25 protein-coding genes are annotated in these 26,402 nt (G+C 70.6%); 14 read left to right on the top strand and 11 right to left on the bottom strand.

What is annotated here, in order from left to right; genetic code table 11:
* Positions 1–58 precede the first annotated feature (58 nt).
* A complete protein-coding gene (locus tag Apa02nite_RS39050; protein WP_203829535.1) occupies positions 59–232 on the top strand; it encodes a hypothetical protein in 174 nt (57 codons plus the stop codon).
* On the opposite strand, the gene Apa02nite_RS39045 is transcribed toward Apa02nite_RS39050, so the two are convergent.
* Entirely contained in the window at positions 229–1,617 is a 1,389-nt protein-coding gene (locus Apa02nite_RS39045; protein ID WP_239164845.1) for an alpha,alpha-trehalose-phosphate synthase (UDP-forming), read from the bottom strand. The two genes, Apa02nite_RS39050 and Apa02nite_RS39045, sit on opposite strands and share 4 nt — an antisense overlap.
* 189 nt (positions 1,618–1,806) lie before the next feature.
* Between Apa02nite_RS39045 and eno the strand changes: the two genes are divergently transcribed.
* Together eno and Apa02nite_RS39035 are read left to right on the top strand one after the other, a co-directional pair.
* A complete protein-coding gene (gene eno / locus Apa02nite_RS39040; protein WP_203829533.1) occupies positions 1,807–3,075 on the top strand; it encodes a phosphopyruvate hydratase in 1,269 nt (422 codons plus the stop codon).
* Between the two features lie 94 nt (positions 3,076–3,169).
* A complete protein-coding gene (locus Apa02nite_RS39035; RefSeq protein WP_203829532.1) occupies positions 3,170–5,089 on the top strand; it encodes a diguanylate cyclase domain-containing protein in 1,920 nt (639 codons plus the stop codon).
* Between the two features lie 74 nt (positions 5,090–5,163).
* On the opposite strand, the gene Apa02nite_RS39030 is transcribed toward Apa02nite_RS39035, so the two are convergent.
* The 3 genes from Apa02nite_RS39030 to Apa02nite_RS39020 all read right to left on the bottom strand — a co-directional run bounded on the left by Apa02nite_RS39030 (position 5,164) and on the right by Apa02nite_RS39020 (position 7,240).
* Positions 5,164–5,430: a hypothetical protein gene (locus Apa02nite_RS39030; RefSeq protein ID WP_203829531.1), complete on the bottom strand. Its 267-nt coding sequence runs from the start codon at positions 5,428–5,430 to the stop codon at positions 5,164–5,166.
* Between the two features lie 212 nt (positions 5,431–5,642).
* A complete protein-coding gene (locus Apa02nite_RS39025) occupies positions 5,643–6,464 on the bottom strand; it encodes a hypothetical protein (RefSeq protein ID WP_203829530.1) in 822 nt (273 codons plus the stop codon).
* Positions 6,461–7,240 carry an endonuclease/exonuclease/phosphatase family protein gene (locus tag Apa02nite_RS39020; RefSeq protein WP_203829529.1) on the bottom strand — a complete coding sequence of 260 codons (780 nt, stop codon included), beginning with the start codon at positions 7,238–7,240 and terminating at the stop codon, positions 6,461–6,463. The genes Apa02nite_RS39025 and Apa02nite_RS39020 overlap by 4 nt, the downstream gene beginning before the upstream one ends.
* A gap of 463 nt (positions 7,241–7,703) precedes the next feature.
* Between Apa02nite_RS39020 and Apa02nite_RS39015 the strand changes: the two genes are divergently transcribed.
* Positions 7,704–8,957 carry a glycosyltransferase family 39 protein gene (locus Apa02nite_RS39015; protein ID WP_239164844.1) on the top strand — a complete coding sequence of 418 codons (1,254 nt, stop codon included), beginning with the start codon at positions 7,704–7,706 and terminating at the stop codon, positions 8,955–8,957.
* Here Apa02nite_RS39015 and Apa02nite_RS39010 read toward each other — a convergent pair.
* The 5 genes from Apa02nite_RS39010 to Apa02nite_RS38990 all read right to left on the bottom strand — a co-directional run bounded on the left by Apa02nite_RS39010 (position 8,945) and on the right by Apa02nite_RS38990 (position 12,885).
* Positions 8,945–9,547: a hypothetical protein gene (locus tag Apa02nite_RS39010; RefSeq protein WP_203829528.1), complete on the bottom strand. Its 603-nt coding sequence runs from the start codon at positions 9,545–9,547 to the stop codon at positions 8,945–8,947. The two genes, Apa02nite_RS39015 and Apa02nite_RS39010, sit on opposite strands and share 13 nt — an antisense overlap.
* A 106-nt stretch (positions 9,548–9,653) precedes the next feature.
* Complete coding sequence (locus Apa02nite_RS39005) at positions 9,654–10,100, bottom strand: hypothetical protein (RefSeq protein WP_203829527.1); 447 nt, start codon at positions 10,098–10,100, stop codon at positions 9,654–9,656.
* Positions 10,067–10,588: a hypothetical protein gene (locus Apa02nite_RS39000; protein ID WP_203829526.1), complete on the bottom strand. Its 522-nt coding sequence runs from the start codon at positions 10,586–10,588 to the stop codon at positions 10,067–10,069. The genes Apa02nite_RS39005 and Apa02nite_RS39000 overlap by 34 nt, the downstream gene beginning before the upstream one ends.
* Positions 10,585–12,360, bottom strand: a complete 1,776-nt coding sequence (locus Apa02nite_RS38995) for a hypothetical protein (protein ID WP_203829525.1) — start codon at positions 12,358–12,360, stop codon at positions 10,585–10,587. The genes Apa02nite_RS39000 and Apa02nite_RS38995 overlap by 4 nt, the downstream gene beginning before the upstream one ends.
* A 234-nt stretch (positions 12,361–12,594) precedes the next feature.
* Positions 12,595–12,885 (bottom strand): hypothetical protein, encoded by a 291-nt coding sequence (locus tag Apa02nite_RS38990; protein WP_203829524.1) that lies wholly within the window; start codon positions 12,883–12,885, stop codon positions 12,595–12,597.
* A gap of 212 nt (positions 12,886–13,097) precedes the next feature.
* Between Apa02nite_RS38990 and Apa02nite_RS38985 the strand changes: the two genes are divergently transcribed.
* Positions 13,098–13,973: an alpha/beta fold hydrolase gene (locus Apa02nite_RS38985; protein WP_203829523.1), complete on the top strand. Its 876-nt coding sequence runs from the start codon at positions 13,098–13,100 to the stop codon at positions 13,971–13,973.
* 4 nt (positions 13,974–13,977) lie between these two features.
* On the opposite strand, the gene Apa02nite_RS38980 is transcribed toward Apa02nite_RS38985, so the two are convergent.
* Positions 13,978–14,148 (bottom strand): hypothetical protein, encoded by a 171-nt coding sequence (locus tag Apa02nite_RS38980; protein ID WP_203829522.1) that lies wholly within the window; start codon positions 14,146–14,148, stop codon positions 13,978–13,980.
* A gap of 802 nt (positions 14,149–14,950) precedes the next feature.
* Between Apa02nite_RS38980 and Apa02nite_RS38975 the strand changes: the two genes are divergently transcribed.
* The 9 genes from Apa02nite_RS38975 to Apa02nite_RS38935 all read left to right on the top strand — a co-directional run bounded on the left by Apa02nite_RS38975 (position 14,951) and on the right by Apa02nite_RS38935 (position 25,102).
* Positions 14,951–15,469 carry a hypothetical protein gene (locus tag Apa02nite_RS38975; protein ID WP_203829521.1) on the top strand — a complete coding sequence of 173 codons (519 nt, stop codon included), beginning with the start codon at positions 14,951–14,953 and terminating at the stop codon, positions 15,467–15,469.
* 85 nt (positions 15,470–15,554) lie between these two features.
* Positions 15,555–16,517 (top strand): calcium-binding protein, encoded by a 963-nt coding sequence (locus Apa02nite_RS52070; RefSeq protein ID WP_203829520.1) that lies wholly within the window; start codon positions 15,555–15,557, stop codon positions 16,515–16,517.
* 60 nt (positions 16,518–16,577) lie between these two features.
* A complete protein-coding gene (locus Apa02nite_RS38965) occupies positions 16,578–19,073 on the top strand; it encodes an ATP-binding protein (protein WP_203829519.1) in 2,496 nt (831 codons plus the stop codon).
* A gap of 77 nt (positions 19,074–19,150) precedes the next feature.
* On the top strand, positions 19,151–20,371 hold the full coding sequence (locus Apa02nite_RS38960; protein WP_203829518.1) for a hypothetical protein: 1,221 nt from the start codon (positions 19,151–19,153) through the stop codon (positions 20,369–20,371).
* Positions 20,372–20,536: 165 nt separating this feature from the next.
* Positions 20,537–21,805: an amino acid ABC transporter substrate-binding protein gene (locus tag Apa02nite_RS38955; RefSeq protein ID WP_203829517.1), complete on the top strand. Its 1,269-nt coding sequence runs from the start codon at positions 20,537–20,539 to the stop codon at positions 21,803–21,805.
* 7 nt (positions 21,806–21,812) lie between these two features.
* Positions 21,813–22,688, top strand: coding sequence for a branched-chain amino acid ABC transporter permease (locus Apa02nite_RS38950; protein ID WP_203829516.1), 876 nt, complete (start codon positions 21,813–21,815; stop codon positions 22,686–22,688).
* On the top strand, positions 22,685–23,674 hold the full coding sequence (locus Apa02nite_RS38945) for a branched-chain amino acid ABC transporter permease (RefSeq protein WP_203829515.1): 990 nt from the start codon (positions 22,685–22,687) through the stop codon (positions 23,672–23,674). The genes Apa02nite_RS38950 and Apa02nite_RS38945 overlap by 4 nt, the downstream gene beginning before the upstream one ends.
* Positions 23,671–24,405, top strand: a complete 735-nt coding sequence (locus tag Apa02nite_RS38940) for an ABC transporter ATP-binding protein (protein ID WP_239164843.1) — start codon at positions 23,671–23,673, stop codon at positions 24,403–24,405. Before Apa02nite_RS38945 ends, Apa02nite_RS38940 begins: the two co-directional genes overlap by 4 nt.
* Positions 24,398–25,102 carry an ABC transporter ATP-binding protein gene (locus Apa02nite_RS38935; protein ID WP_203829514.1) on the top strand — a complete coding sequence of 235 codons (705 nt, stop codon included), beginning with the start codon at positions 24,398–24,400 and terminating at the stop codon, positions 25,100–25,102. The genes Apa02nite_RS38940 and Apa02nite_RS38935 overlap by 8 nt, the downstream gene beginning before the upstream one ends.
* A gap of 15 nt (positions 25,103–25,117) precedes the next feature.
* Here the strand turns inward: Apa02nite_RS38935 and Apa02nite_RS38930 are convergent, their stop codons facing one another.
* Positions 25,118–26,113 carry a lipoprotein gene (locus Apa02nite_RS38930; RefSeq protein WP_203829513.1) on the bottom strand — a complete coding sequence of 332 codons (996 nt, stop codon included), beginning with the start codon at positions 26,111–26,113 and terminating at the stop codon, positions 25,118–25,120.
* Positions 26,114–26,402: the final 289 nt, after the last annotated feature.

Genomic DNA, 26,402 nt, shown 5'->3' with positions numbered 1-26,402 from the left:
CCGGATCCGTCGCGGCCGGACGGTTCCTGTGGGACCGTCCGGCTGCGAGAATCCGGTGATGAGCGACGTGACGAGCAAGTCCGAGGCCGAGCCGGGCACGATCGGCCGGCGAGCCTTCTTCAGCCGGGCGTTGCTGCTGGCCGGTGCGGCCGCCGGCGTGCCACTACTGGCCGGATGTCCCGGTGGCAGCGGTGACGACGACGATGACGACGACGGGGATGACGACGACTAACTCTTGCCCAGCGCGGTGAGGAAGTCCTGGGCCCAGCGGTCGATGTCGTGGTCACGTACCTGGTCGCGCATCGGCCGCATCCGCTCGGCCTGCTCACCCGCGTCGGCGTTCAGCGCGTCCATCAGCGCGCGCTTGATGTCCTCCACGTCGTGCGGGTTCACCTGGAACGCGGTCGTCAGCTCCGCGGCGGCGCCGGCGAACTCGCTGAGCACCAGCGCACCCTGGTCGTCGTAGCGGGCCGCGACGTACTCCTTGGCGACCAGGTTCATCCCGTCGCGCAGCGGGGTGATCACCATGACGTCGGCGGCCAGGTAGAGCGCGACGAGCTCGGCGCGGTTCATCGACTGGAACAGGTAGTGCACCGGCGCCTGGCCGACCGCGCCGAACTCGCCGTTGATCCGGCCCACCTGGTGTTCGACCCGGGCCCGCAGTTCCTGATATTCCTGGACCCGCATCCGGCTCGGCGTGGCGACCTGGACCAGCACCACGTCGTCGTTGGAGACCGTGCCGTCGGCGAGCAGTTCCCCGTACGCCTCGAGCCGCTGCTCGATGCCCTTGGTGTAGTCGAGCCGATCGACGCCGAGCAGCAGCCGGCGGTCACCGCCGAGCTCGTGGCGCATCCGGCGGGCCTCGGCCTGCACGTCCGGGTCGGCGGCGAGCTTCTCCACCTCGGCGACGTCGATCGAGATCGGGAACGCGCGGGCGGTGACCGTGCGCCCGTCGTACTCGACGTGCTGCTCCTGCGGGTCCAGGCCCAGCAGGCGGCCGGTGAGCTGCAGGAAGTTCTGGGCGGCGAGCGGGCGCTGGAACCCGACCAGGTCGGCGCCGAGCAGCCCGCGCAGCAGCTCGGCCCGCCGCGGCAGCTGCATGAACAGCTCGACCGGCGGGAACGGGATGTGCAGGAAGAACCCGATCCGCAGGTCGGGGCGCAGCTCCCGGAGCATCGCCGGCACCAGCATCAGCTGATAGTCGTGCACCCACACGGTGCCATCGACCGCGGTCAGCTGCGCGGCCGCTTCGGCGAAGCGTCGATTCACCGATTCGTACGCCTGGCGCCACGGCCGGCGGTGCGTCGGCTGCTCGACCGCGTCGTGGAACAGCGGCCAGATGGTGCCGTTGGACTGCCCCTCGTAATACCTGTCGACGTCGTCCTCGCTGAGCCCCACCGGGTGCAGGTGCATGCCGTCGGTGTCGAACGGCTCCGGCGCGTCACCGGGCTGCCCGGTCCAGCCCACCCAGGCGCCACCGTGACCGCGGACGATCGGCTGCAACGCGCTGACCAGGCCGCCGGGGCTGCGTGCCCAGCTGCGGCCGCCGTCGGCGCCGACCACCTCGTCGACCGGCAGACGGTTGGCGACCACCACGAACTCGTACGTCTCACTCACTTCGCTGTCCTCACGACACCGTGATACCGCCGCGCGGACCTGCTGAAACACTTCCGTCGCGGTCACGCGTGCGCCGACCCTAAACCCGCACCCCGGGGTGCGGGTCAACGCGACGCTCATCGCGGTGACAGCGCGCCCGGCGAGCGGCCAGTCTGGTCCGGCACATCAGCACGGATCAGGGAGCAGACGATGACGGCTATCAGCCGGGTGACCGGACGGCAGATCCTCGACAGCCGGGGCAACCCCACCGTCGAGGTGGACGTGGAGCTGACCGACGGGTCGATCGGCCGGGCGGCAGTGCCGTCCGGGGCGTCGACCGGGGCGAACGAGGCGGTCGAACTGCGCGACGGCGACCCGCGGCGCTTCCACGGCAAGGGCGTGAGCCGGGCGGTCGCCGCGGTCAACGGCGAGATCGCCGCCGCGGTGACCGGGCTGGACGCCGAGGACCAGACGCTGGTCGACACGACGATGGTGGAACTCGACGCCACCAAGGACAAGGGGCGGCTGGGCGCCAACGCGATCCTCGGGGTGTCCCTGGCCGTGGTGAAGGCCGCGGCGAGCGCGCACCGGCTGCCGCTCTACCGCTACGTCGGCGGGGTCGGCGCTCAGCTGCTGCCGGTGCCGATGATGAACATCGTCAACGGCGGGGCGCACGCCGACAACCCGCTCGACTTCCAGGAATTCATGATCGCCCCGGTCGGCGCCGGGAGCTTCTCCGAGGCCGTACGCATGGGGTCGGAGGTGTTTCACACGCTGCGCCGGCAGCTGGCCGCGGCCGGGCACAGCACCAACGTCGGCGACGAGGGCGGGTTCGCGCCGACCTTCGGTGACGCCGACGAGGCCCTGCGGTTCGTGGTGCGCGCCATCGAGGAGTCCGGCTACCGCCCCGGCGCCGACATCACCGTCTGCCTCGACCCGGCCAGCTCCGAGTTCTTCCGCGACGGCGCCTACGTCTACGCCGGGGAGGGCCGCACCCGCAGCGTCGACGAGCACATCGCCTACCTGCTGGAGCTGGCCGGCCGGTACCCGATCAGCTCGATCGAGGACCCGATGGCCGAGGACGACTTCACCGGCTGGCGCGCGCTGACCGCCCAGGCCGGCGACCGGCTCCAGCTGGTCGGCGACGACGTGTTCTGCACCGACGCCGACCGCCTGCAGGCCGGCATCGACGGCGGCTACGCCAACGCGATCCTCGTCAAGGTCAACCAGATCGGCACGCTCACCGAGACGCTGCGCACCGTCGACACCGCGCGCCGGGCCGGGTACCGGGTGGTGCTGTCGCACCGCTCCGGCGAGACCGAGGACACCACGATCGCCGACCTGGCCGTCGCCACCGGCTGCGGGCAGATCAAGACCGGTTCGCTGTCGCGCAGCGACCGGACCGCCAAGTACAACCAGCTGATCCGGATCGAGGAGGAGCTCGGCGCGTCCGCCCGATACGCCGGGACCTCCTCATGAACGCGCCTTCCTTGCCGATGGACGGGTAGCCCGACCCCGCCTCGACGTAGGGAGCGTTTTGCCAGGGACCCGAGCCCGTTGGGTGCCGCGCTCGGTGCCGCGCTGGGTGCCGCGCTCGGTGCCGCGCTCGCTGACGCGCTTGGTGCCGCGCTCGCTGACGCGTGACCCTGTGCTGGCCGGGTTGCTCGTGCTCACCGGGCTGGTCCTGGTCGGCTACCTCACGCCGGTCGGTGGCAGCTGGGGCCGGCTGCTGGCGTTCTGGCCGATTCAGATCGCCCTGGACGTGGTCATGCTGGTGGGTTCGTACCGGGTCGTCCGGTTGCCGGACATTCCGGCGGACACCCGGCGGTTCTGGCGGTCGATGACCATGGCCGGCGTGCTGCTGACCCTCAGCGACGTCGTCCAGGCCGCGCAGAACCTCCGGCACATCACGCCGGCGCTGCTCAACTCCGGCAACCTGCAGCTGGCCCTGATCGCGGCCGGGATCGCCGGCCCGATCTGGACCATGCTCACCCACCCGATCCCCGGGCTGCGCCGGGAGAAGCTGCGGTTCTGGCTCGACGCCGGCGCCACGATCATCGCGGCCGCCGTGTTCATCTGGACGCTGCTGATGCCCGACCTCGACAGCCGCGGCGGCGCCGGGCTGCTGCTCTACACGGCCAGCTCCGCCGCGATGCTGGTCGCGGCGTTCGGCGTGGTGAAGCTGACCCTGGCGGACAATCCACCGTTCAACCGCGGCGCCGCGATCACCGGCGGCCTCGGTGCCTGCCTGGTCGGGGTCTGCACCGTCGTGGCGCCGCCGGTCGAGGAGTCCTGGGCCCTGCACCTGTTCATGGTCAGCCGGCTGGTGCCGTGCGTGCTGCTCGCCGCGTGCTCCCGGTTCCAGGAGATCGGCCTGCGCGCCGACGCCGCGGCCGGTGGCGGCACGCGTCCGGCGCGACGCCGGCACAGCCCTCTTCCGTACGTGGCGGCGATCGCGGCCCAGTTCCTCATGATCGTTTTGCTCTTCCGCTCCGGGCTGCCGCTGCAGCTGGCCGGCGGCGTGATCGGCGTGACCGTGGTGATCGGGCTGGTCATCGCCCGGCAACTGGTCACGTTCGCCGACGTCGACACGCTGGTGACCGAGGTCAGCCGGCAGGAGCAACGGTTCCGCGCGCTGGTCCGGCACGCCTCCGACGTGACCCTGGTGGTGGACCGGGCGGGCTCGATCACGTACGCCAGCCCGGCCCTGCACCGTGTGCTCGGCCTGCCCGCGGAGACCGTGACCGGCACCCGGCTGGCCGACATCCTGCACCCCGACGACGCCACCCAGTTCGACGACGTGGTGCTGCGCTCGGCGGCCGACCCGGACCGCGGCGTGCCGTGGCGCGCCCGGGCCCGGCACAGCGACGGCGGCTGGCGCTGGCTGGAGATCATCAGCACCAACCGGCTGGACGACCCCAGCGTCGACGGCATCATCTCCAACGCCCGCGACATCACCCTGGCCCGCGACCTGGAGCAGCAGCTGCGGCACCAGGCCAGCCACGACCAGCTCACCGGGCTCGCCAACCGGCTGCTGTTCACCGAGCGGCTGGACCGGATCGCCCGCGACCCGGTCATCGGCAGCCCACCCGGTGGCGACGCCGGGCCGGACCGGCTCGTCGGGATGCTGGCGATCGACCTCAACGACTTCAAACCGATCAACGACACCCTCGGCCACCAGGCCGGCGACACGGTCCTGATGATCGTCGCCCATCGCCTGAGCGCGTGCGCGGGCGACACCGCCACGGTCGCCCGGCTCGGCGGCGACGAGTTCGCTGTCATCCTGCACCCCACCTCGGTCGCCGAGACCGCGGCGATGGCCGACCGGGTCCGCGCGGCCATCGCCGAGCCGATGCACGTGGCCGGCCAGGACCTGACCGTCGGCGCCAGCATCGGCGTCGCCACCGGCCCGCCGAACGCTGCCGAGGAGCTGCACGAGGCCGCCGACGCGGCGATGTACGAGACGAAGCGCGACGCCAAGGCGAGCCGCTGATCCGTACCCGATCGGGGTGGTGAAAATCGGTCATCCACCACCCCGCCGTCGGCCCGGCGGATGCCGGCCGACTCTCAGGGTCGCGTCGTGACCCGGCGCTTGCGGCGGATTCCGGTCACCGGCACCGCGATGATCGCGGGCAGCAGGAACACGGCGGCGATCTGCTCGATCCGGTGGGCGGTGTGGGCGCCGCCGGTCATCGGACGAAAGTGCAGGTAAACGTAGGTCTGCGCGACCAGACCGACAATGATCGGGACCAGCACGGCCGCCGCCTCGGCCACCCTCAGGCCCAGCCGGTTCCCCATGCCCGCGCGTGCCCTCGGGAACAGCACGACGGCCACCAGCGCGCCACCGGCCAGCGCAGCTCCCGCCGCCGGAATCCAGACCTCGTCCCAGAAGTAGATGGCCGCCCCCCGGTTGATAGACAGCGACGATATCGCGCTGCCGCCATCGAACTCCGCCCTGCGGACCCCGCGCCGGCCCCGTGGAGCAGGACACCGGCGCCCACGAACCGATGGCCGACACGCTTGCCCGGGGTGGGGCGCCGGTCAGATCACGGCGTCGACAGCGTCGGCGCGTCGTACGAACGGCACAGGAATCGGGTGGTCAACTGCTCGAGGACGTACCGCCCGGTCTCGCCGGAGTCGCTCACGTTCAGGAACCGCCGACGGCTGAGTTCCTGACGCTTGTGGGACAGCTGGGAACCGTCGACCTTCCAGTCGTACGTGTGGACCAGCGCGAGACGGTCGTCCACCATCATGCCGAGGTCGTTCGGGATGGTCTGCTGCACGAACACCTGAACGCTCTGCACCCGGTGACTGGTGGCGAGCCCGATCCACTCCTCGCGGCGCATCTTGAGCTGGCTGGCCCGCTCGGCGCCCTTGGCGTCCTTGAACAGTGACCCGATGAGGCTCTCGTCAGGCACGAAGATCTCCACAGCCAGCGCCGGGTGCGGATGATCCTCGAAGTACTGCGAAAGCCTCGAGCTGAAATTCAGTGAATAGCCCCAGATCCGCAGGGTCCGGGGCCGCCGCTCGCCCGAGACCGCCGTGATGGCGAGTTTGATCCCGTCGTCCACGTCCACGATGGCCACCGAGGTGTCGCCGGTCCCGGCCGGGGATCCACCGGCGAAGAGCAGCCGGTTCACCAGCCGGTAGAGGGCCATGATCACGAGAAGCACGAACAGCACGGAGCCGAGGTGGAAGACCAGCCGCAACCGGCCCAGCATGGTCCCGGCGTCACCGGTGGCCGCCGGATCGAGGCCCAGCAGCGAGAACATCGTCGCGTCGGTCAGGGTGAGCACACCCCAGATGCCGAGCGCGCCGGCCAGGGCGAAGGCCAGGACGCGAAGCCGCTGGTCGGCCAGCGGGTTCATCGCCCGGCCACCGGCAGGTCGATCTCGGCGACGATCGGCAAGTGGTCGGAGGCGGTCAGGCCGGACTCGCCGCCGATCACCTCGAGGCCACGGAACCGTTCAGCGACCGGTGCGGTCGCGAACATGTAGTCCAACCGGACGATCGGATCTGCTTTCTCCCGGGACACCGGCGTCGGATACGTGGGGGTCGCCGCTTTCGCGCCCAGATCGGTGTACCCGTGGTTGAGCAGCACCGAGATCGCATCGGTGTCGATGCCACCGCCCGGTCCTCTCAGGCGCGTCGTCATGGTGCGCGGTGCGCCGGCGAGTTCCAGCCCCTCGGCGTCGCCGGGTGCCACGCTGTTCATGTCACCCATCACGATCGCCGCGTCGGCCGCGGCTGCCCGGGCGGCGACGATCTGCATCTCCCCGACCCGGAACACCGACGCGAACGGGTGAAGGTGGGTCGCCACCACGGCCACCGACCCGATCTCCGTCTGCAGGGTGATCCTGGTGTAACCGTTCTGCATGCTGACCGACTTGCCCGACCTCTCCACCACCGGGAGATCCGGCCGGAAGAGGATGGCGATGTGGTTGCCGCTGGCCGACCGGTTCAGCACACCCGTCATCCCGAGCTCGCGCTCGAACAGGCGAAGACGGGCCTCGTCGTCGTCCGCGAACCCCCGGCACTCGTTCAGGCCGAGAATGTCCGGCCCGGCCGTCCGGATGATGTCGATGAGCAGATCGGTGCGGTCACCCTTCGAGAGATTCCCGCCCTCGAGGATGTTATAGGACATGATTTTCATGAGACCCACCCACAAGATCGTCACCGGCCTGGCGGGCGGTGGGCAAGAATACTAACCAGAACACGGCATCCCCGCCGACATCAGCTACTCATGATCGCCAATGCAAGATCACAATTGTGACATTCATGCTGGTCGACCAGATACGCGAGGGTAATTCACTGCGGAATAGCGGCCACCCACCGCTCATGTCCCACCTGACCACGCTTGTCGTCATCCCGCCTATCGGCTGTCTTGTAGCCTCTCTCAGAGAGCTCTCTCAGCAGTCGACGCGGATCTCCTCCTGGCGGTGCGGGCTCCCGGGCACCTAGGATCACGGCCGTTGAGCGTGCCGTGGGGAAGCCACCCCGTGCGGCTCGGGCTCTCCGTGGCTGGGCGCATCCCCGGCCTTGACCAGCGCGGAATCAGAGAGGGCCCTGCCATTTCCCACGTCGCCTCGAACCCCGCGGACGGCGCGGTGGACGACACCCCCGCGTCGGAGACCACGGAACGCCCGGACGCCGGTGGGCGGCTGGCCCGGTTGCGCGCCTCGGCCCGCCTCGCCTCGCCCGCGATCGTGCTGTACCTGTTCCTGCGCTCGCTCAGCCTCGACGTCATGTACGTGCTGGCCGCCCACGCGCACGAGCAGGACCCGGACCGGAACGTCTTCCCGGACGGCTCGATCGGCAACCAGTGGCGCGGCTTCACCTCGATGATGGACGCGCTGCTGTCCTGGGACGGCCGGTGGTACATCAAGATCGCCGGGCAGGGGCTGGGCGGGCCGGTCGGTGCGGTCGACGCCGAGGGTGTCCCGTACGCGCTGCGCCTGGCGTTCTTCCCGCTCTACCCGTGGCTGGCCCGGCCGCTGACGTTCGTGCCGTTCATCTCGCCGGTCGTCGCGTGCCTGATCGTCTCGTTCGTCTCGGCGGTCGCCGCCGCGTGGGGTCTGTACGCGATCGGCCGGCACCTGCACGGTCACCGGACCGGCATCATGCTCGCCGCCGCGTGGGCGGTGGTGCCGACCGCGATGACGCAGAACGGCGCGTTCACCGAGTCGCTGTTCACGGCGCTGGCCGCCTGGGCGCTGTACGCCGTACTCAAGGAACGCTGGCTGATCGCCGGAGTCATCGCCGGGGTGAGTGGACTGAGCCGGCCGACCGCGGTCGCGCTGATCGGCACCGTCGGGCTGGCCGCCCTGGTCGCGGCGATCTCCCGCAAGGGTGGCTGGCGGCCGTACGCGGCGATGGTCCTGGCCCCGGCGGGCCTGGTGGCGTACTTCGTGTTCGCGTCGGCCCGCCTCGGCGGCTTCAGCGAGTACGTCGAGATCCACAACAACACGTTCGGGGCGCGCTGGGACTACGGCGAGAACACCTGGAACATGGTCCGGGACATCCTGCTCGGGGTCGACGGCGACAACGCCGACAAGCCGATCCGGGTGCTGTCGCTGCTGATCCTGGCCGGGTTCGTGCTGCTGCTCGGGCTGCTGGTGTTCCGCGCGCCGTGGCAGCTGACCGTCTACGCGCTGGCGATGCTGATCATGGCGATCGGGTCGCGGACGCACATGTCGATGATGGGGCGGCACCTGCTCCCGGCGTTCCCGGTGTTGCTGGTGCCGGCCGTGCTGATGGCCCGGTTGTCGAACCGAGATCTGGGCATCGTGCTGGGGCTGCTGGCGCTGTTGTCGGGCTGGTACGGAGGCTGGCTGCCGTTCATTTCCGGTCAGGCGATCTGATCGGGGCGGGCCGCCTCCACGAACGGCAGGGCCAGCAGGGCGGGCGCGGCCACCGAGAGGCTCGACCCGTCGGTGAAGCGCAGGTCGAGCCGGCCTTCCGGGTCGCTGACGCCGACCGCGTGCAGGGCCGCCCGGTGGCAGCGCCAGGCCGGCTCCAGCAGCGGCAAGGCGGCGGGTTCGCCCTGGTCGAACAGGCGGCGGCCGATCTGCCCAAGGTGACCGAGAAACCCGGCCGGGCGGGCATCCGCGGCCGGCTCGCGATCCGGCGGCAAAGCGTCGGAGACGGTCAGCAGCAGCAGCCGGGCATCCGTCAGCGCGAGAACCGCAACCGCCGGGTGTTCCGGCAACCGCCGATCCAGGTCGGCGGCAGTGCTGCCCTCCGGCCCGTCCAGCCCGCTCTGCGGATTCGCGGACAGCAGCGAACCGCCCATACCCGGCAACCCCTGCGGCGCGATCTTGACGATCATCGGCAGCCCGGAGTCGCGGGCCACCCACAGCGCCGCCCGCAGCGTCTCCCCCGCGTCCAGGTGCGGCTCGACCCGCGCCCGCAGCTCGGCCTGCCGCCGGGCCACCAGGTCGGCCTGTTTCATCGCGGTGACTCCAGGAGATCTCGGGGCGGGGCTGCGGAGGGCATCGCCGCGCCAGCGGTGAGCGTACCGGGGTCAGGGGAGGGCAGACCGGCCGTCACGGCTCGGGCTATGCGCGCTGCCCGGCAATCCAGAGGCTCAGGCCGGCGAAGCCGAAGATGACGATCAGGCCGGCGATGAACAGCGCTTTCGCCCACGTCAATCCATTCATGGTCCAGCCGCCGAGCACTACCGGGCGCCGCAGGGAGAAGAAGAATCGCCCCTTCGTGTGAGGGTCCTTCTCGTTGACTTCCCCGAGCGTGAGCACCGTCATCAACGTGAAGACGAGCAGGAAACCACCGCCCGCGCTGAACGCCAGCAGGACCACGTTCTGCCCGCCCACAGGGGTGCCGGACAACACCAAGGGTGTCAGCGAGGCCACGAACAACGGACTGACGAGCCGCCACTGCCAATGGATTGGCGGGTGGTCGCTCGGGTCACGAAAGATTCCCTGGTAGACCGTCCAGTACCCCAAGGCCGAAGCTAGATATGGAAGAATCCCGAGCAGCACGGGCATTTCATCGGATCCCAATCGCCGTCACTTTCCAACTCGACGCGTCTGAGCGCCAGATTGTTGTTGCCCTTCCGCTTCAGCTCCAGGCGGGTGTGGATGCGACCCTGTCCTGCGGAGAGCCAGCCGACCGGACCGTCCTCTCCTTCCTCCATGCGCCCGATGTCCCGGCCGCACCGAACGTGGAACTCGTATGGCTGGGCGAAGCGAAAATCGTACTTTCCCTGGTTGTTCGCGATCGCGATGTCGGCAGGCGACAACGTATAGATGACCGATTTTACGGAAAAGTTTTGATAGAAGAGGTAATGATCGAGACGACCGAGACTGTTCGCGTTCTTCCTGGAACTTCGCTTACCGTTCTTGGCGTGCGGGCAGTAGAAATGCCCGATCGTGATGTTGGGCGCCGCGGACTGGTGACCTGCCCACTCGCCGCCCCTCTTGGACTCGCGCAGCACGGCGCTGGTCATTGATTCCGGACGGAACAAGCCCATCATGGCCTCCACTCGTCACGGGCCGCGTCGGCGAGCACCGCATCGAACCACGAGTCGAACAGGAACCGCTGCGCCGTCGCCTGGTAGAGCTCCCGGATGTGCAGGAAATCCAGCCCGGTCCCGCAGATACCGAGAACCGGATCCAGACCGGGCTGGGAAGGAAACAGGTCCGCGTAGAGATCGAAGGGCTCGGCGTTCATCCGGATCCACAACGGTTTCCCGAGCCCATCCCGGGCGAACCCGTCCTCGGCCTCCCGGATCCCGGCCTGGAACTCGTCCGGCGTCACCGGCAGTTCCGCGTCGAACTTGATCACGTCGCACTCCATACCCAGCAACAGGACGACATGCTTGATGCCGTGCCTGGCGAAGATGGCCGCGAAGGCCGCGAGCACGTTCTCCAGACTGGCCGAGCTGGGCCAGCGCACGATCGCGAAGTCCCGGTGCCGCTCCACCTCGAGGTACGGGACGCCGTCGGGCCCTTCACCCTTGCGCTGGTAGGTCAGAGTCCACCAGTCCCCGGCGTGGTCGGCGCTGCGCTCGATCACGGATTGCCAGAACGAGGCCAGGTCGCTGAGGGGGCGGTCCTGCTGTCCGAGCACCCGCGACAAGCTGAGGATCACGTCGAACAGCCGCAGCGGGGACTCCACCGCCTGCCGGTCGCCGTACTGCGCCGACCAGATCGCCATCGCCCGCCGGCTGTTGTCGTACATCCGCTGTGTCTCGGCGATGACCGGGTCACCGACGAACCGCGACAACAGGCCGAGCTGCTGGATGAGTTCCGGCGTGATCCGGCCCTCGGCGGCGATGTCCTCCCAGCGGTCGTTGCCCATCGAGATCGGCCCGCGGTATCCCGCCGAGCTGCGCAGTTCCTTCTCGATCTCGGCCGCGTCGTACATGAGCCGCACCGTATTGTCCGCGACCTGGCCTGCCGTCGCGCCGTCCGACGGCAGGATCAGGTGACTGTAGATGGCCGCGACCGGCGTCCGGGACACCGCCGAGGGATACCCCGTCCGGTCCATGTGCGGGTCTCTGGCCCAGTTCCTTTCGTCGAGCAGCGGACGGGTATCGGTCAGCATGAAGCAGTATCCCGGATACGCCCCTCTCTCGCTCATGCTCCGCAGGCCGGCCACGTCGGCGATGTTCATGGCATCGGCCGCGTTCGGATAAACGGATTTCCGGGACGGCCGGATGGAGCTCAGAACATCGAGTGCGTTCACATACGTCTGCTGATCCAGCAGCGTCTCGCCCGCTCTGGCCCCGAGGTCCCAGATGTATTCGATATTTTTGCGCTGCAGCACGTCGGCCAAGCGTTTTATGGCGCGGGCATGATGCCGATCCTTGCGTATCAGCGTGTCCAGCAGTTCGTTGAAGTCGTAGAACGACGACAACACCCCGAGCCGGTCTACGAAATGCTCATACGATTCGATGCCGGCGACGCGTGGCAAATGTATCTTCGTGCTCCGCTGCACCCGGTGCAGGACCTCGATGAACGTTCCGTGCCCGACGATCAGCGTGATGTCCTGCTGCTCGAGCAGGTACCAGAACTCGACCAGCGACTCGAGCGTCCGACCCTGGTCGTAAATGAATCGGTGCAGAAGCTGATAATCGATGAGGTAACACGGGTGGACACCATCGACGGCCAAGCGTTTGGCGTCCTGGTGCGCGGCCTCCAGCAACGAACGGTGCAAACGCATGGTGTGCAGCAGTAATCTGACTTGATCGGACGGAAGCGAGTCCACCCTGGGACGCTCCTCGATCGGCAGCAGCGCCTTCATACTCGCGATGCTCGCAGGCACCCTCAAGGCCTGACAAGAGGAGCTTCAATATCCACTCCGGCCAGTCACCAAGGAGACAGTGAAACAAATGTTCACCGCCGCGACTCCCACGACATCGCGAGCTGCGGCAACCTCGCCCGAAACCGATACCCCCGGCATGGTCATATCAAATAAAGATCCACCGAAAGATCTGCACAGACCGTCACTCAGGGGCAAGTCTGCCCATATCAGGAATCATCCCCACGTCTGATATTCTTCTTTGGATTTGGCCCGCGATATCCTCCGGCGGCAGACCTCGATGAACACCATCCCGCAGGCCGCCACAACCATCAAAGTTGCACCGACGCCCTCACCGCGCAGAAGAACAGTTGCCCCGATGGCAATGCAGCACAGGAACAGAATCTGCGCGAGAGTCGCATACAGATCCGCAGCGACGCGATGCTCGTTGGCATTCTCGGCATAGTGTCGACGGAATTCAGGCTTCACCCGCCCGCGGCGGTTAATTGCGGCCTGCTGACTCTCCATACCTCATTCTGCCTTGATCACGAAGACCACGCCAGAGACTATCGATGAGTGATTTCCCCGTGGCGCCATGGCATGATGCATACTGGCAATCTGCCAGATAGCAGATGGCGAGCAGGAAGATTTCGAATTCCGCTCTCGGCCGTGGTGACGCTGACCGTTCGGCCGCGATAATCGCGGGCCGGGCCGTCACTGCTCGCGCTACCGTGCGCCTCATGCTCACGACGACCGAGCGGTTCGTGCCCTCCGGCCCGCTGACGCTGTGGACCGAGCGCGCCGGTGATCCCGCCCGCCCCGCCGTCCTGCTGATCGCGGGCGCCGCCGCGCAAGGCATCTCCTGGCCCGACCCGCTCGTCGCCCGGCTCGTCGGCAGCGGGGTCCAGGTGATCCGCTTCGATCACCGGGACACCGGACGCTCCAGCACCGTCGATTTTGACCTTCATCCGTACGCGATGGCTGACCTCGCCACCGACTGCCTCGCCGTGCTCGACGGTCTCGGGCTGGACTCCGCCCACCTGACCGGCGCGTCGATGGGCGGGATGCTCGCGCAGTGGCTGGCGGTGCACGCGCCGGCCCGGGTCCGTTCCCTGACCCTGATCAGCACCTCGCCGATGGGCCACGACCCCCGCCCGTCGTTGGCCCGGGTGAGCGCCGGCCAGTCATCCGACCCGGACGATCTGCCCCCGGCGGCGCCCGCGTTCCTCGCCCACCTGACCCGCCGCCTGCCGCCGGGCGTGGAGTCGGACGTGGCCCTGTTCCGCGTGTTCAACGGCCCGGTACGCCCGTTCGACGAGCCGGCCGCCCGCGCGATGCTCGAGCTGGCGCGATCCCGGGCCACGGATCCGGCCGCGGCCGCCCAGCACCACCGGGCCGCCCCGGTGTTCGCGCCGGACCGGCTCGCCCCGCTCTCCTCGATCACCGCACCGACCACGGTCGTGCACGGCGACCAGGATCCGGTCTTCCCGCTCGGTCACGGGCAGGCGCTGGCGGCCACCATCCCGGGCGCCCGGCTGCACGTCGTGCCCGGTATGGGGCACACCTACTACTCCCCCGGCCTGCCCGAGGAGATCGCCGACCTGATCCGGCGGTGAGTCGCTAACGGCCGGTGTCGGGGCAGTTGTCGGGCTCGCCCGGGCTGCTGACGACGGACTGGTCGCAGACCGGTTCCGAGCTGCCGGACGACGGGCACCCGGCCAGCGACAGCACCGCGGCGGTCGCCAGACCGGCGGCGATCAGAACTCGCCGAATCGCACTCCGTGTGGGCATCGTGACAGCAGTCTATGTCACCGCCACCCCGGGCCACAGTGCACCTCTTAGCGGCGGCTGGTGCTGGCGGCTTTCTCGAGAGCGCGGGCAGCCGTGAACCTGCGCAAGGGCCCACAGCTTGAGTGCCGTAGCCGGCCACCGAGGGGTGGCGTGTTCGTCCGGCGATGGACAGGGCGGCGGGGGTACTCGCTCTGCATCGGAGGGGCGGTGGGAGCACGTGCTCTGGGCTGATGGGGCGGTAGCGGCACGCGATCCGGGCCGGAGGGGCGGTGGGAGCACGCGATCCGGACTGGCGGGGCGGTAGCGGCACGCGGTCGGTGGGGTTCGCGGGCGGTAGCGGTACGCGATCCGGTTGTGCGTGCGCGTGCCGCCCACCGGCGGGCGGTCAGCGCACGCGATCAGCCTTTGCGCACCCCCACCGCCCCTGCCGAGCGCTCGAAGGCGGAAGCCGTGGCGAGGCGCGAGCCGGAAAGGCGCGAGCCGGAAAGGCGCGAGCCGGGACGAGGCGCAAGCCGGAAAAGGCGCAAGCCGGCCGCGGCACGCCTCCGGGTCACCGGCTGGCTTTCAGGGGTGCCTCCCGGGGTTCGACGCACCCCTGGGAGCCAGCCGCCGCGGGGCGGGAGGCGCGCTGCGGTCTGGAGTCGGGGCGGTGTCGCGTGAGACCACCACGGGACTCGGCTCGTAGCCTGCGGACGGGCGCTCCGTATACGTACCGCACAATGTCGGTCGTCAGCCGGGACCACCGCGCGCCGAACGTCGGTCAGTTTGTGTTGTCCGGACGCGGAGCGGCCGTCTCCCATGCGTGACCGTTGTATCCGGCCGGCACCGCCGTCCCGCCTCCCCCGCGCTGCAGGGCGCCGTCGTCGTGGCGTGCTGGCTGGTGGTGCTGGCCGCCGCCCCGCGTGCCCGGACCGCCGGGGCGGTGCACGACGTCGCGCTGTTCGTGCACCTCGGTTCGATGGTCACCGGCTTCGGCGCGGTGCTGCTCGTCGACTGGTTCGGGCTGCTCTGGCTGGCCGGGCGGCGGACGTTCGCCGACGTGCTGCGCACCGCGCAGGGCGCGCACGTCCCGATCTGGGCGGGGTTCGCCGGGCTGCTGGTCTCCGGGCTCTTCCTCGGCCTGCCCGCCGATCTGAAGTCCGTGGCCGTGCTGGTCGTCGGCCTGAACGGCGTGTACGCGGGCCGCCTGCTGCACGAGTTGAGCCGCCACCCCGAGCCACCGCGTGCCCTGCTGGCCCGGTCCGCGGCCGTCACGGTGCTCTCCCAGCTGGCGTGGTGGACAGCGCTCGTGCTCGGCTACCTCACCAGCCGCCCGGGGTAGGGCGTTTCAACGGCGGGTCAGCGCCCCTTCAGCGCCGGCTGCGACCGTTCCGGGAACGTTTCCGAGAGCGTCCCTGGGGGAGCACATGTTCAGTCACGATCGACATCTGCGGGTACCGGGCCGGCTGTTCGCGGCGGTCGCCGGCCTCGCGCTGGCCGGCGCCGGCCCGCTCGCGCTGGCCCAGCCCGCGACCGCGGCACAACCCGCGACCGCGGCACAACCCGCGACCGCGGCACAACCCGCGACCGCGGCACAACCCGCGACCGCGGCACAGCCGGCGACCGCGGCGGTGCCGGGCTGCTACGGCGACTGCCAGCCCGGTGTGGTGCGGTCCGCGGGAGTCCTCAAGTACGACACGCTGCCCGGCATCAAGGACCAGGTGACCGTCAGCGTCAGCGGCGGGTTCCTGACCGTCGACAATCCGATGTCCACTCTCACCGCCGGTGCCGGCTGCACGCTGGTGACCGTGCACCAGGCCCGCTGCCAAGCGGCCGGGAACGTCTTCAGCATCTCGGTGCGCGGCCTGGACGGCGACGACACGATCACCAACGCCACGGCCATCGCGTCGCTGCTGCGCGGCGGCGACGGCACCGACCGGCTGACCGGCGGCTCGGGCGCCGACACGCTCAACGGCGGGTTCGGTGGCGACACGCTGCAGGGCGGCGCCGGGTCCGACACCGCCACCTACGACGAGGTGGGCAACCGGCTCGGGATCCGGGCCGACCTGGACGGCGCGACCGGCGACGACGGCAGCTCCGAGGACGGCGCGGCCGGTGCCCGGGACACCATCGCCTCGGACGTGGAGAACCTGAACGGCACCCACGCCGACGACGTGCTGATCGGCAACGCCGGCGCGAACGTCATCGACGGCTCCGGTGGCCACGACCAGGTCCAGGGTCTCGGCGGCGACGACCAGCTCACCGCGGACGGCGGCGGCACCCTCGACGGCGGCGCCGGCGCCGACCAGTGCACCTCCGACACCCGGCTGGTGCCGGGCACGCCGGACACGTTCGTGGGTTGTGAGCGCACCGCCGTGCTGACGCCGTGACCGGATAGTGCCGTACAAGATCCGACTGTTCGGTCGCACGGTCCCACCTACAGTGGGGCCGTGCGGGTGCGGGTTCTCGGACCGGTGGACATCGTGGTGGGCGGGCAGACCCGCCCGGTCAGTGGCTCGCGCCGCAAGGCGGTGCTGGCGATGCTCGCGCTGCACCGCGGCGAGATCGTCAGCACCGACCGGCTCGCCGACGCGCTGTGGGGCGACACCCCGCCGGCCACGCCGCTCAACACGCTGCAGAGCCACATCTCCCATCTGCGCCGGCTGCTCGGCGGCCGGCACACGATCGTGCCCCAGTCACCGGGATACCTGCTGGACCCGGCCCGGGTCGGCACCGACGTGGCCGACGTCGAGCGTCTGATCGGCGAGGCCGGGCAGGCGCCGGGCGAGACGCGGGCGGGGCTGCTGCACGAGGCCCTGTCGCTCTGGCGTGGACGGCCGCTGGCCGACGTGGCCCCCGGTCCCTGGCTGCAGGGGCAGACCGCCCGGCTGGAGCACCTGCGCCGCCAGGCGCTGCGGATGCTGGCCGAGACGCAGCTGGCGCAGGACCGCAGCGCCGCGGCGGTGCCGCCGCTGGAGGAGCTGGTGGCCGCGCACCCGCTCGACGAGGAGGCCTGCGCCCTGCTGATCCTGGCGCTCTACCGCAGCGGCCGGCAGGCCGACGCGCTGGCCGCGTACCGCCGGATCCGCCAGGCGCTGCTGGACGAGCTGGCCGTTGACCCCTCGCCGGCGCTGCGCGAGCTCGAGACGGCGATCCTGCGTCAGGATCCGTCCCTGGACCGGCCGGTGGAGACGGCGGAACCGGCCGGTCCGCTGCTGGAACGCGAGGCGCCGCTGGCGACGCTGACCGCGCTGGCCGCCGAGGCCCGGCACGGTGAGGGCCGGGTCGCGCTGATCGCGGGCGAGGCCGGCGTGGGCAAAGCCGCCCTGGTCGAACGGCTGCGCCACGAGCTGCCCGATGCGCGCTGGCTGTGGAGCGCCTGCGACGGGCTGTTCACGCCACGCCCGCTCGGCCCGCTGCACGACCTGGCCGGCCAGCTCGGCGGCGAGCTGCTCGACGCCGACGCCGACCGTGACCACCTGTTCCGTTCCCTGTTGAAACAGCTCACCGCCTCACCCGGCCTGGACGTCGTGGTGGTGGAGGACGTGCACTGGGCCGACGAGGCCACCCTGGACCTGCTCCGCTACCTGGCCCGGCGACTGCGCGACGCCGCGGTGCTGCTGGTCGTCACGTACCGCGACGACGGGATCGGGAGCGGCGACCGGCTCCGGGTCGCGCTCGGTGATCTCGCCTCGCACCGGACGACCCGGCGGGTCACGCTGGATCCGCTGTCGCCGGCCGCCGTGCGGACCATGGCCGCGGGCAGTGGCGTCGACCCGGCCGAACTGCACCGGTTGACCGGCGGCAACCCGTTCTACGTGACCGAGGTGCTGCGCGCGGGCAGCACCTCGCTCCCGGCCTGCGTGCTCGACGCGGTGCTGGCCCGGGCCGGCCGCCTCGAACCGGCCGCCCGCGAGGTGCTGGACGTCGCGGCGCTGATCGGGACACGGGTGGACCCGCGCCTGCTCGTGGCGGTCGCCGGAGCCTCGTCCCGGCTCACCGACGACCTGCTGGTCTCCGGGCTGCTGCGCACCGACGGGGGCTGGCTCCGGTTCCGGCACGAGATCGCCCGGCAGGCGGTGGCCGCCTCGGTGCCGCCGCATCACGCGGCGGCCGTGCACGGGCGCATCCTCGCCGCCCTGCGGGACGGCGGGTGTGACGACGACGCGCGGCTGGCGTTCCACGCCGAGGCGGCCGGCGACGCGGCGGCGGTGCTCGCGTACGCCCCGGCGGCCGCCCGGCACGCCCACGCCCTGGGCAGTCATCGGGAGGCGGCGGCCCAGCTGGAACGCGCGTCGCGGTTCGTCGGCCTCACCGCGGACGCCATCGGGTTGCGTGGCGAGCAGGCCACCGTCATGGTGCGCCGGGGCCGGTGGATCGACACCGTCATCGCCACCCGCGCGCTGCTCGCCGGCGCCGGCCCGTCCCCGGCCCACCGGCTCTACGGCCTGATCCGCACGGGTGTGATCGCGGCCCGGCGGGGTGAGCCGGACCGCTGGCGGATGCTCGGCGAGGCGGCCACGATGGCGTCCGCGACGAACGAGCCGCAGCACCTCGTTCCCGCCCTGCTGGCCCGGGCCGAGGCGTACTGGCTCGAGGGCCGGTGGGCGGAGGCCGTCCGCGCCGCCGAGTCGGCCGACGACGCCGTCACCGGCGGCGACCCCTGGCTGCTCGGTGAGGTCGCGGCGTGGCTGCGGCGCACCGGGTCGGCGCGCCCGCCGCGGGGGCCGCTCGCCGAACCGTACAGCCTGCTGGCGGGCGGTGACCCGGCCAAGGCCGCCCGGCTGCTGGCCGACCTGGGGTGCGAGTACGACGCCGCGCTGGCGCTGCTCGACGTGGGCGACGAGGCGTCGCTGCGCGAGGCGCTGGGCGTGTTCACCGCCCTCGGCGCCACCCCGGCGGCGGATCTGGCCCGGCAGCGCCTGCTCGCCGCAGTGCCGGGTTGAACGGTTCCAGGCCGGTTTCAGCGCCGCGCCAGAGCCTGCGGCCAGGCTGGTGGAGCTCCAGCACTGCAGGGAGATCCATGCAGATGCATACCGTCAATTCACTGACCCGCCGGGCGGCGGTGCTGCTGCCCGCCGCCGGCGTCGCCGTTCTCCTCGCCGGTACCGCCTCGGCCGCGCCCGCCTGGGTGATCACGCCGACGGTGGACCCGTCCCCGCTGAAGGCGGCGTTCTCCAACGTTCTCAACGCCGTGGACGCCCGGACCGGTACCGACGCCTGGGCGGTCGGCAACTTCCTCGGCCCGAACGACGACGACGGCCAGGTCATGCTCGCCGAACACTGGAACGGCTCGGCCTGGTCCCGGACGCCCACACCGAACGTGGTGCGATTCGACGAGAAGCTGAACGCCGTCTCGGCGGCCGGCGCGAACGACGTCTGGGCGGTCGGCTCGACCAACCGGACCGGTTTCGCCCACACCGACCCACTGGCGGCGCACTGGGACGGCAGCGGCTGGACCGTCGTGCCGACCCCGGCCACGACCGGCGGCGCGAAATCGATCCTGTTCGGGGTCGAGAACCTGGGCGGCGGTGACGCCTGGGCGGTCGGCCGCAGTGAGGCCAATCGCGCGCTGATCGAGCACTGGACCGGATCGGCCTGGACGATCGTCCCGGCGCCGGACCCGGTGGCGCCGGCCGGCACCACGTTCACCGGCAGCACCCTGTCCGCGGTCTCGGCCCGGTCCGCGACCGACATCTGGGCGGTCGGCTTCTTCCAGTCCGCCAAGGGCACGGCGAGCAACAGTTACACGTTCACCCTGCACTTCAACGGTACGGCGTGGACGGTCGTACCGAGCCCGAACCCGGCCACGCCGAGCCCGCTCAACGGGGTCCGGCAGACCCTCAACGGCGTCACGGCGATCTCGGCGTCCGACGTCTGGGCGGTCGGCAACACCGTCGACACCGTCAGTGGCTCGTTCCAGCCCGACAAGCCGATCGCGATGCACTTCAACGGCAGCGCGTGGTCGGTCGCCACCCTGCCGGACACCGGGAACGGCTCGCTGGCCGCCGTGACGGCGAGCGCGGCGAGCAGTGTCTGGGCCGCCGGACCGGCCGGCAGCGCGTCGATCCTGCACTTCAACGGCACGGCGTGGACGGCCGAGACCACCCCGGTGGGCGCTGACGGGCCACCGGTGCTGCGCGGCGTCAGCGCGGTGCCCGGCTCGGCGACCGAGGTCTGGGCGGACGGCTTCACCCTGCCCGACGGCGGCGGCTACCACACGTTCGCGGTGCACCATCACTGACCGGCACCACCGGCACGGCGCCGGACACCGCCCGGTGTCCGGCGCTCCGGGGCCGGACCGGCACCTTGACATCGATAGTCATAGATTGAAAGGGTAGTCTCGCCGACGGGGTCACCGCGACGTCGCCGCGTCCTCGGACGCCGTCGCGTCCGGAAAGGATCTGCCGTGACCCGATCCCCGCGACACTCGACCGTCCTGCTCGGCGTGGCCGTCCTGGTCCTGGCCGGCTGCGTGCCCGACCGCGACGACAACCGCGACTCCGGCGCCACCACGATCCCCGACACCATCGTGATCGGCTCGACGCTGCCGCTGACCGGCACCGAGTCGAAGACCGGCGGCCGGTTCAAGCAGGGCTACGAGCTCGCCGTCGAGCTGGAGAACGCCGACGGCGGCATCGACCTGGGCGGCACGAAGGTGCCGGTCCGGCTGAACCTGCTGGACGACACCACCGACCAGGCCAAAGCGGTCAACCTCGCGCAACGCCTGATCACGCAGGACAAAGTCAACTTCTTCTTGGGTACGTACTCGACGGCCGTCGTCGAGGCGCAGAGCACCGTCGCCGAGCAGAACAAGATCCCGTACGTGAACGGCGGTGGCGCCGCGACCTCGATCTACGCCAAGGGCTTCACCTGGGTGTTCGGCACCCTGGCACCGGTGGCGAACCTGGCGAGCACCGAGATGTCCTGGATCGATCAGCAGCAGGCGGCCGGCAAGCTGCCCAAACCGGCCCGGGTCGCGATCGTCTGGGAGAACACCTCGCACGGCAAGGACTTCCGCAAGGGCGTGCAGGACTTCACCGCCGCGCACAGCGGCGGCTACCAGGTCGTCACGGACGAGTCGTTCGCGCTGGACGGCAAGGACTTCTCGGCGATCCTCAGCCGGGTCCGCGCCGCCCACGCCGACCTGCTGATGGTCGACGCGCACCTGCCCGACTTCATCACCATGCAGCGGCAGTACCTCAGCTCGGACATGTGCTCCAAGGTGCTCACCTACGGCGCCCGGGGCACCGAGTCGGACGCCCGCAGCGCGCTCGGCGCCGACGGGGTGAACTACATCCTGTCCGCGGTGTGGTGGAACAAGCAGCTGGGCAACGCCGGGCTCAACAAGGAGTTCGTCGACAAGTTCACCGCCAAGTACGGCACCGACCCGGAGTGGTACCAGGCGCTGGGCTACGAGGCGGCCCGGTCGCTGTTCACCGCGATCGCCCAGGCCGGCACGGTCGACAAGGAGCAGGTCCGCGCGAAGCTCTCCGCGCTGCGCATGGACTCGATCCTGCCCGGCGGCACGCTCAGCTATCCCGCGGACAAGGGCGGTCAGGCCGACTACCCGTTCGTGGTGCAGCAGAACCTGCCGGACGGCTCGTCGCCGATCATCTACCCGGCGGACGTGGCGACCGGCACCGGCGTCGCGCCGAACCCGGCCTGCAAGGGCTGATCCGCGCATGGGAGAGGTGGTCGTCCTCGCCGTCTCGGCGGTGCTGCTCGCCGGGTTCTACGCGGCCATGGCGTACGGCCTCGGGCTGATCTACGGGGTGCTGCGCATCGTCAACCTGGCGCACGGCGGCATCATCATGGCCTCGGCGTACGTGACGTGGCAGCTGTTCGACCGCTTCGCCGTCGACCCGTTCGCCGCCATTCCGGTCGTACTGGTGCTGTTCTTCATCCTCGGGATGGGCATCTACCTGGGCCTGGTCCGGTTCCTGCCGCGCGGCCCGGCCGGCGCGGTGCAGTCGCTGCTGCTGCTGTTCGGCGTCTGGCTGGTCATCCGCAACGTCGTGTACCTGCTGTTCACCGGTAACGAGCAGGTCATCCACACCGCTTACGCGACCTCGTCGGTGCGGATCCTGGGCGGGAGCTTCTCGGCCACCCGGTTCGCCGTCTTCGGCGTGGCGGTGATCGCCCTGATCGCGCTGCACCTGCTGCTCACCCGCACCTACCTGGGCAAGGCGATCCGCGCGGTGGCGCAGAATCCGGACAGCTGCACCCTGGCCGGCATCAACGTGGAACGGGTCTACCTGCTCACTTTCGGACTCGGCACCGCGCTCGCCGGGCTGGCCGGCGTGCTGGCGTCGACCCTGTTCGCGATCAACCCGTCGTTCGGCGCGGGCGAGCTGCTGAAGAGCTTCGTGATCATCGTGCTGGGTGGGCTGGGCAGCATCCTGGGCATCGCGCTGGGCGCGCTGGTGCTCGCGTTCGCCGAGGTGTTCGCGGTCTACGCGGTGCCGCCGTATCTCACCACCGCGGTCGGCTTCGTGCTGCTGGTCGTGGTGCTGGTGCTGCGGCCGGGCGGGTTGTTCGGCCAGCGAGTGTTGCGGTGAGCCGGTGGCGGTTCCTGCTGGTGTTCGCGGCCGCCATGGTGCTGCTGTGGATCGCGCCGCTGGTGCTGCCGCTCGGCGACTACACCCACGACGTCGTCGGGCTGACCTTCATGTTCATGGCGGCGGCACTGGCCTGGAACTGGCTCGGCGGTTATGTCGGCCAGATCAGTTTCGGGCACGCGGCCATGTTCGGAGTCGGCGGTTTCGTGGCCGCGCGGCTGATGCTGTCGTCCGGGCTGCCGTTTGTCGTCGCCTGGCTGGCCGGCGGGCTGGTCGCCGGGGTCTTCGGGCTGCTCTGGGGCCATCCGACGCTGCGGCTGCGCGGGCCATACTTCTCCATCGCGACCATCGGCGTCGGCGAGGCCACCCGGCTGGTCGCCACGTACTGGTCCGATTTCACCGGCGGGTCGTCCGGACTGTCCCTGCCGCTGGCCGGCAACCCCACCAAATACCAGCTTTATTGGTACGGCCTGTACCTGCTCGGTGCCGCGGTGCTGATCTCGTACGGGCTGCGGCGGTCACGGATCGGGCTGGGGCTGGCCGCGATCAAGGAGGACGTCGACGCGGCCGGCGACGTCGGCGTGAACCCGACGTTGTACCAGGACCTCGTGCTGTTCCTGTCCGGCACGATGGTCGGGATCTGCGGCGGCTTCTACGCCTCGTACCAGGCGTTCATCGACCCGCAGGACATGTTCAGCTTCGACCGGTCGATCGGGCTGATCCTGATGGCCGTGATCGGCGGCATCGGCACCGTGCTGGGCCCGGTCTGGGGCGCCGTCGTCTTCGTGATCATCCAGGAGTTCCTGCTGGCCACGTACTCCGAGCTCTACCTCGGCCTGTACGGCGCCCTGCTGATCCTGATCATCCTGTTCGAACCGCTCGGGCTGACCGGCCTGGTCCAGCGGGTCCACCGGTTGCTGCTGCGCCGGCCGGCCACCGCGGCGTCATCGGGCGCGCCGCTCACTGCCGATCGGCGCCCGACGTGAGCGCCCTGCTGGTCGGCGAGTCCGTCAGCCGGCACTTCGGTGGCCTGCGCGCCGTCGACGAGGTCGACTTCCACCTCGACGAGGGCGAGATCCTCGGCCTGATCGGCCCGAACGGCGCCGGCAAGACCACCCTGTTCTCGGTCGCGGCCGGGTCGATCCGGCCCACCGGCGGCCGGGTGCTGCTCGACGGAAAACCGGTGAGCGGCAAGCGCGCCCACCGCTCGGTCCACCTCGGCGTCTGCCGCACCCACCAGATCGTCCGGCCGTTCGCCCGGCTCACCGTGCTGGAGAACGTCCTGGTCGGGCACCACTACGGCCGGCCCGGCGGCACCCGGCGCGACCCGCGGGCGGCGGCCTCGGAGATCCTGGAGTTCATCGGGCTGGCCGACCGCGCGGACCGGCTGCCCGGGGAGCTGACCCTGGCCGGCCGCAAACGCCTCGAGGTCGCCCGGGCGCTGGCGACCGGGCCGCGCGTGCTGCTGCTCGACGAGGTCGTGGCCGGGCTCAACCCGGTCGAGGCCGGCCGGTTCGTCGCGCTGATCCGGCAGATCCGCGACCGCGGCACCGCGATCATCATGATCGAGCACGTGATGCACGCCCTGATGAGCCTCTCCGACCGGGTCGTCGTCCTCGACCACGGCCGCAAGATCGCCGACGGGCTGCCCGCCGAGGTGGCGAACGACCCGCTGGTCATCGAGGCGTACCTCGGCACCGGGGACACCGATGCTTGAGATCCGCGACATCGACGTCTTCTACGGCGACGCCCAGGCCCTCTACCAGGTCAGCTGCACCGTCGACGCGGGTGAGCTGGTCACCCTGGTCGGCGCGAACGGCGCCGGCAAGACCACGATCCTGCGGGCCGTCGCCGGGATCCGCCCGGTCGCCCGTGGCGAGCTGCTCTTCGATGGCGAGTCGCTGCGCAAGGTCCCGGCGCACCGCCGGCCCGGCCTGGGCATCGCCCTGGTCCCGGAGGGCCGCGAGCTCTGGCCCCAGCTCACCGTCCGGGAGAACCTCGAACTGGGTGCCTATGACCGGGCGGCCCGGGCCCGCCGCGGCGAGTCGCTCGCCCACGTCCACGAGCTGTTCCCCACGCTGAAGGACCGGGCCGGTCAGCTCGCCGGCAGCATGTCCGGCGGCGAGCAGCAGATGGTCGCGATCGGCCGGGCGTTGATGAGCCGCCCCCGGCTGCTGATGATGGACGAACCGAGCCTGGGCCTGGCCCCGCTCGTGGTCGGCCAGATGTTCGCCGCGATCCGCCGCCTGCACGCGGACGGGCTCACCATCCTGCTGGTCGAGCAGAACCTGGCCCGGGCCCTGCGGGTGGCGGATCGCGGCTACGTCATCGAGACCGGCCGGGTGTCGCTGAGCGGCACCAGCGACCAGTTGCTGTCCGATCCGGCCGTCCGCGCCGCGTATCTCGGCTTGTGAGAGGCCCCCGCCGGATCAGGCGTTGACCTTCACGGAGCTCTTGGCCTGGGCGTATCCGGCCAGCACGGCCGGGTCGTCGCGCTCCAGGCCGCCGAGCTCCACGACCACCGCGCCCTTCGGGGTCGGCACCGCGAACGCCTGCCGGTCACTCCACTCCTCGAGGAGCTTGGAGTACGTCTGGTACTTCAACTCCACCCCGGGCTGCCCGTCGAACTCGACCGGCGCGTAGGTGACCTTGCGGGTCGTCTCGCCGGTCTGGAACGCCTTGAGCGCCGCGCGGGGGTCCTGAACGGACTTCGGTCCGGCCCACACCCGCAGGAACCCGATCGGCCCGGCCGGCCGGGAGTCGACCTCGCAGGCCATCTTGAGCGAGCCCTTGCGGCCCAGCTCGGCCAGCGGGCTGTCGTCCTCCAGGTCGATGGACTTCATCGTCCACTTAGCCGGGATGGTGAAGCTCACCGGCAGGACGCAGGGGCTGCCCTTGGCGCCGACGACACCGGTCGCGCCGGGAGTGCCGGTCGCGCCGGCCGCGGCGGAGGCCGACGGCGTGGTGCTCGGGCAGAACGTCTCGAGCTTCGTGAGCGACGCCTCGAGCCCGTCCGTCCCGACCGTCTCCGGCTCACCGGCCGTCGCGATCTTGTTGGCCTCGGTGGCGATCTCGGTCAGCACCGCGGCGAGCTTCGGGTCGGTCGCCTTGCCGCTCTCGGCGGTCAGGGTGTCCCGCAGCGAGCCGAACGTGGTCGCGTAGATCTTGTTCAGGTCGACGTCCGCGGCGTCGCTGCCGCTCTTCATCACGTCGGCCAGCTGCTTGAACAGGTTGACCACGACGGTCCGGGCCGCTTCACCACCGGACTTGCAGATCTCCGCGGTGTTGTCAGCGGCACTGGCCGCAGCCCCGCGGGGCGTACCGGCCGCACCGGCGTCGTCCTCCGACGTTTCGCAGGCACCGGCAAAGAGAAGGGTCGCGCCGAGCGCAAACACCCGAAGAGTGCGTTGAGGAGACTTGATCATGATCGACGACCGTACGTGATCCCCCCACATCCGCGCAGCCCGATATCGACGTGCCGATCCCCACCCTCGCGCACGACCGTTCTGCGGATCTCCGCCCAAGATCACATTCAAGATCTTGATGTCGTGCGTCCGCCGGGGTACAGATCGCCGCTCCCGCCGGGACCCCTGCGGGCTTCGCTGGCCGCTGGCGCGTCCAGAACGCGAAGCCCTCCGGGGCGACGTCCGTGGGTGGTCACGGAAAACCCCGGCGGCGCCCCTCCCGCGCCGGAACTCTTCATCCGGCAGGCCG

The organism is Actinoplanes palleronii (assembly GCF_016862315.1).
Lineage (GTDB): Bacteria > Actinomycetota > Actinomycetes > Mycobacteriales > Micromonosporaceae > Actinoplanes > Actinoplanes palleronii.
The sequence above is the reverse complement of the archived record's forward strand: the minus strand, read 5'-3'. Positions and strand labels throughout refer to the sequence as shown.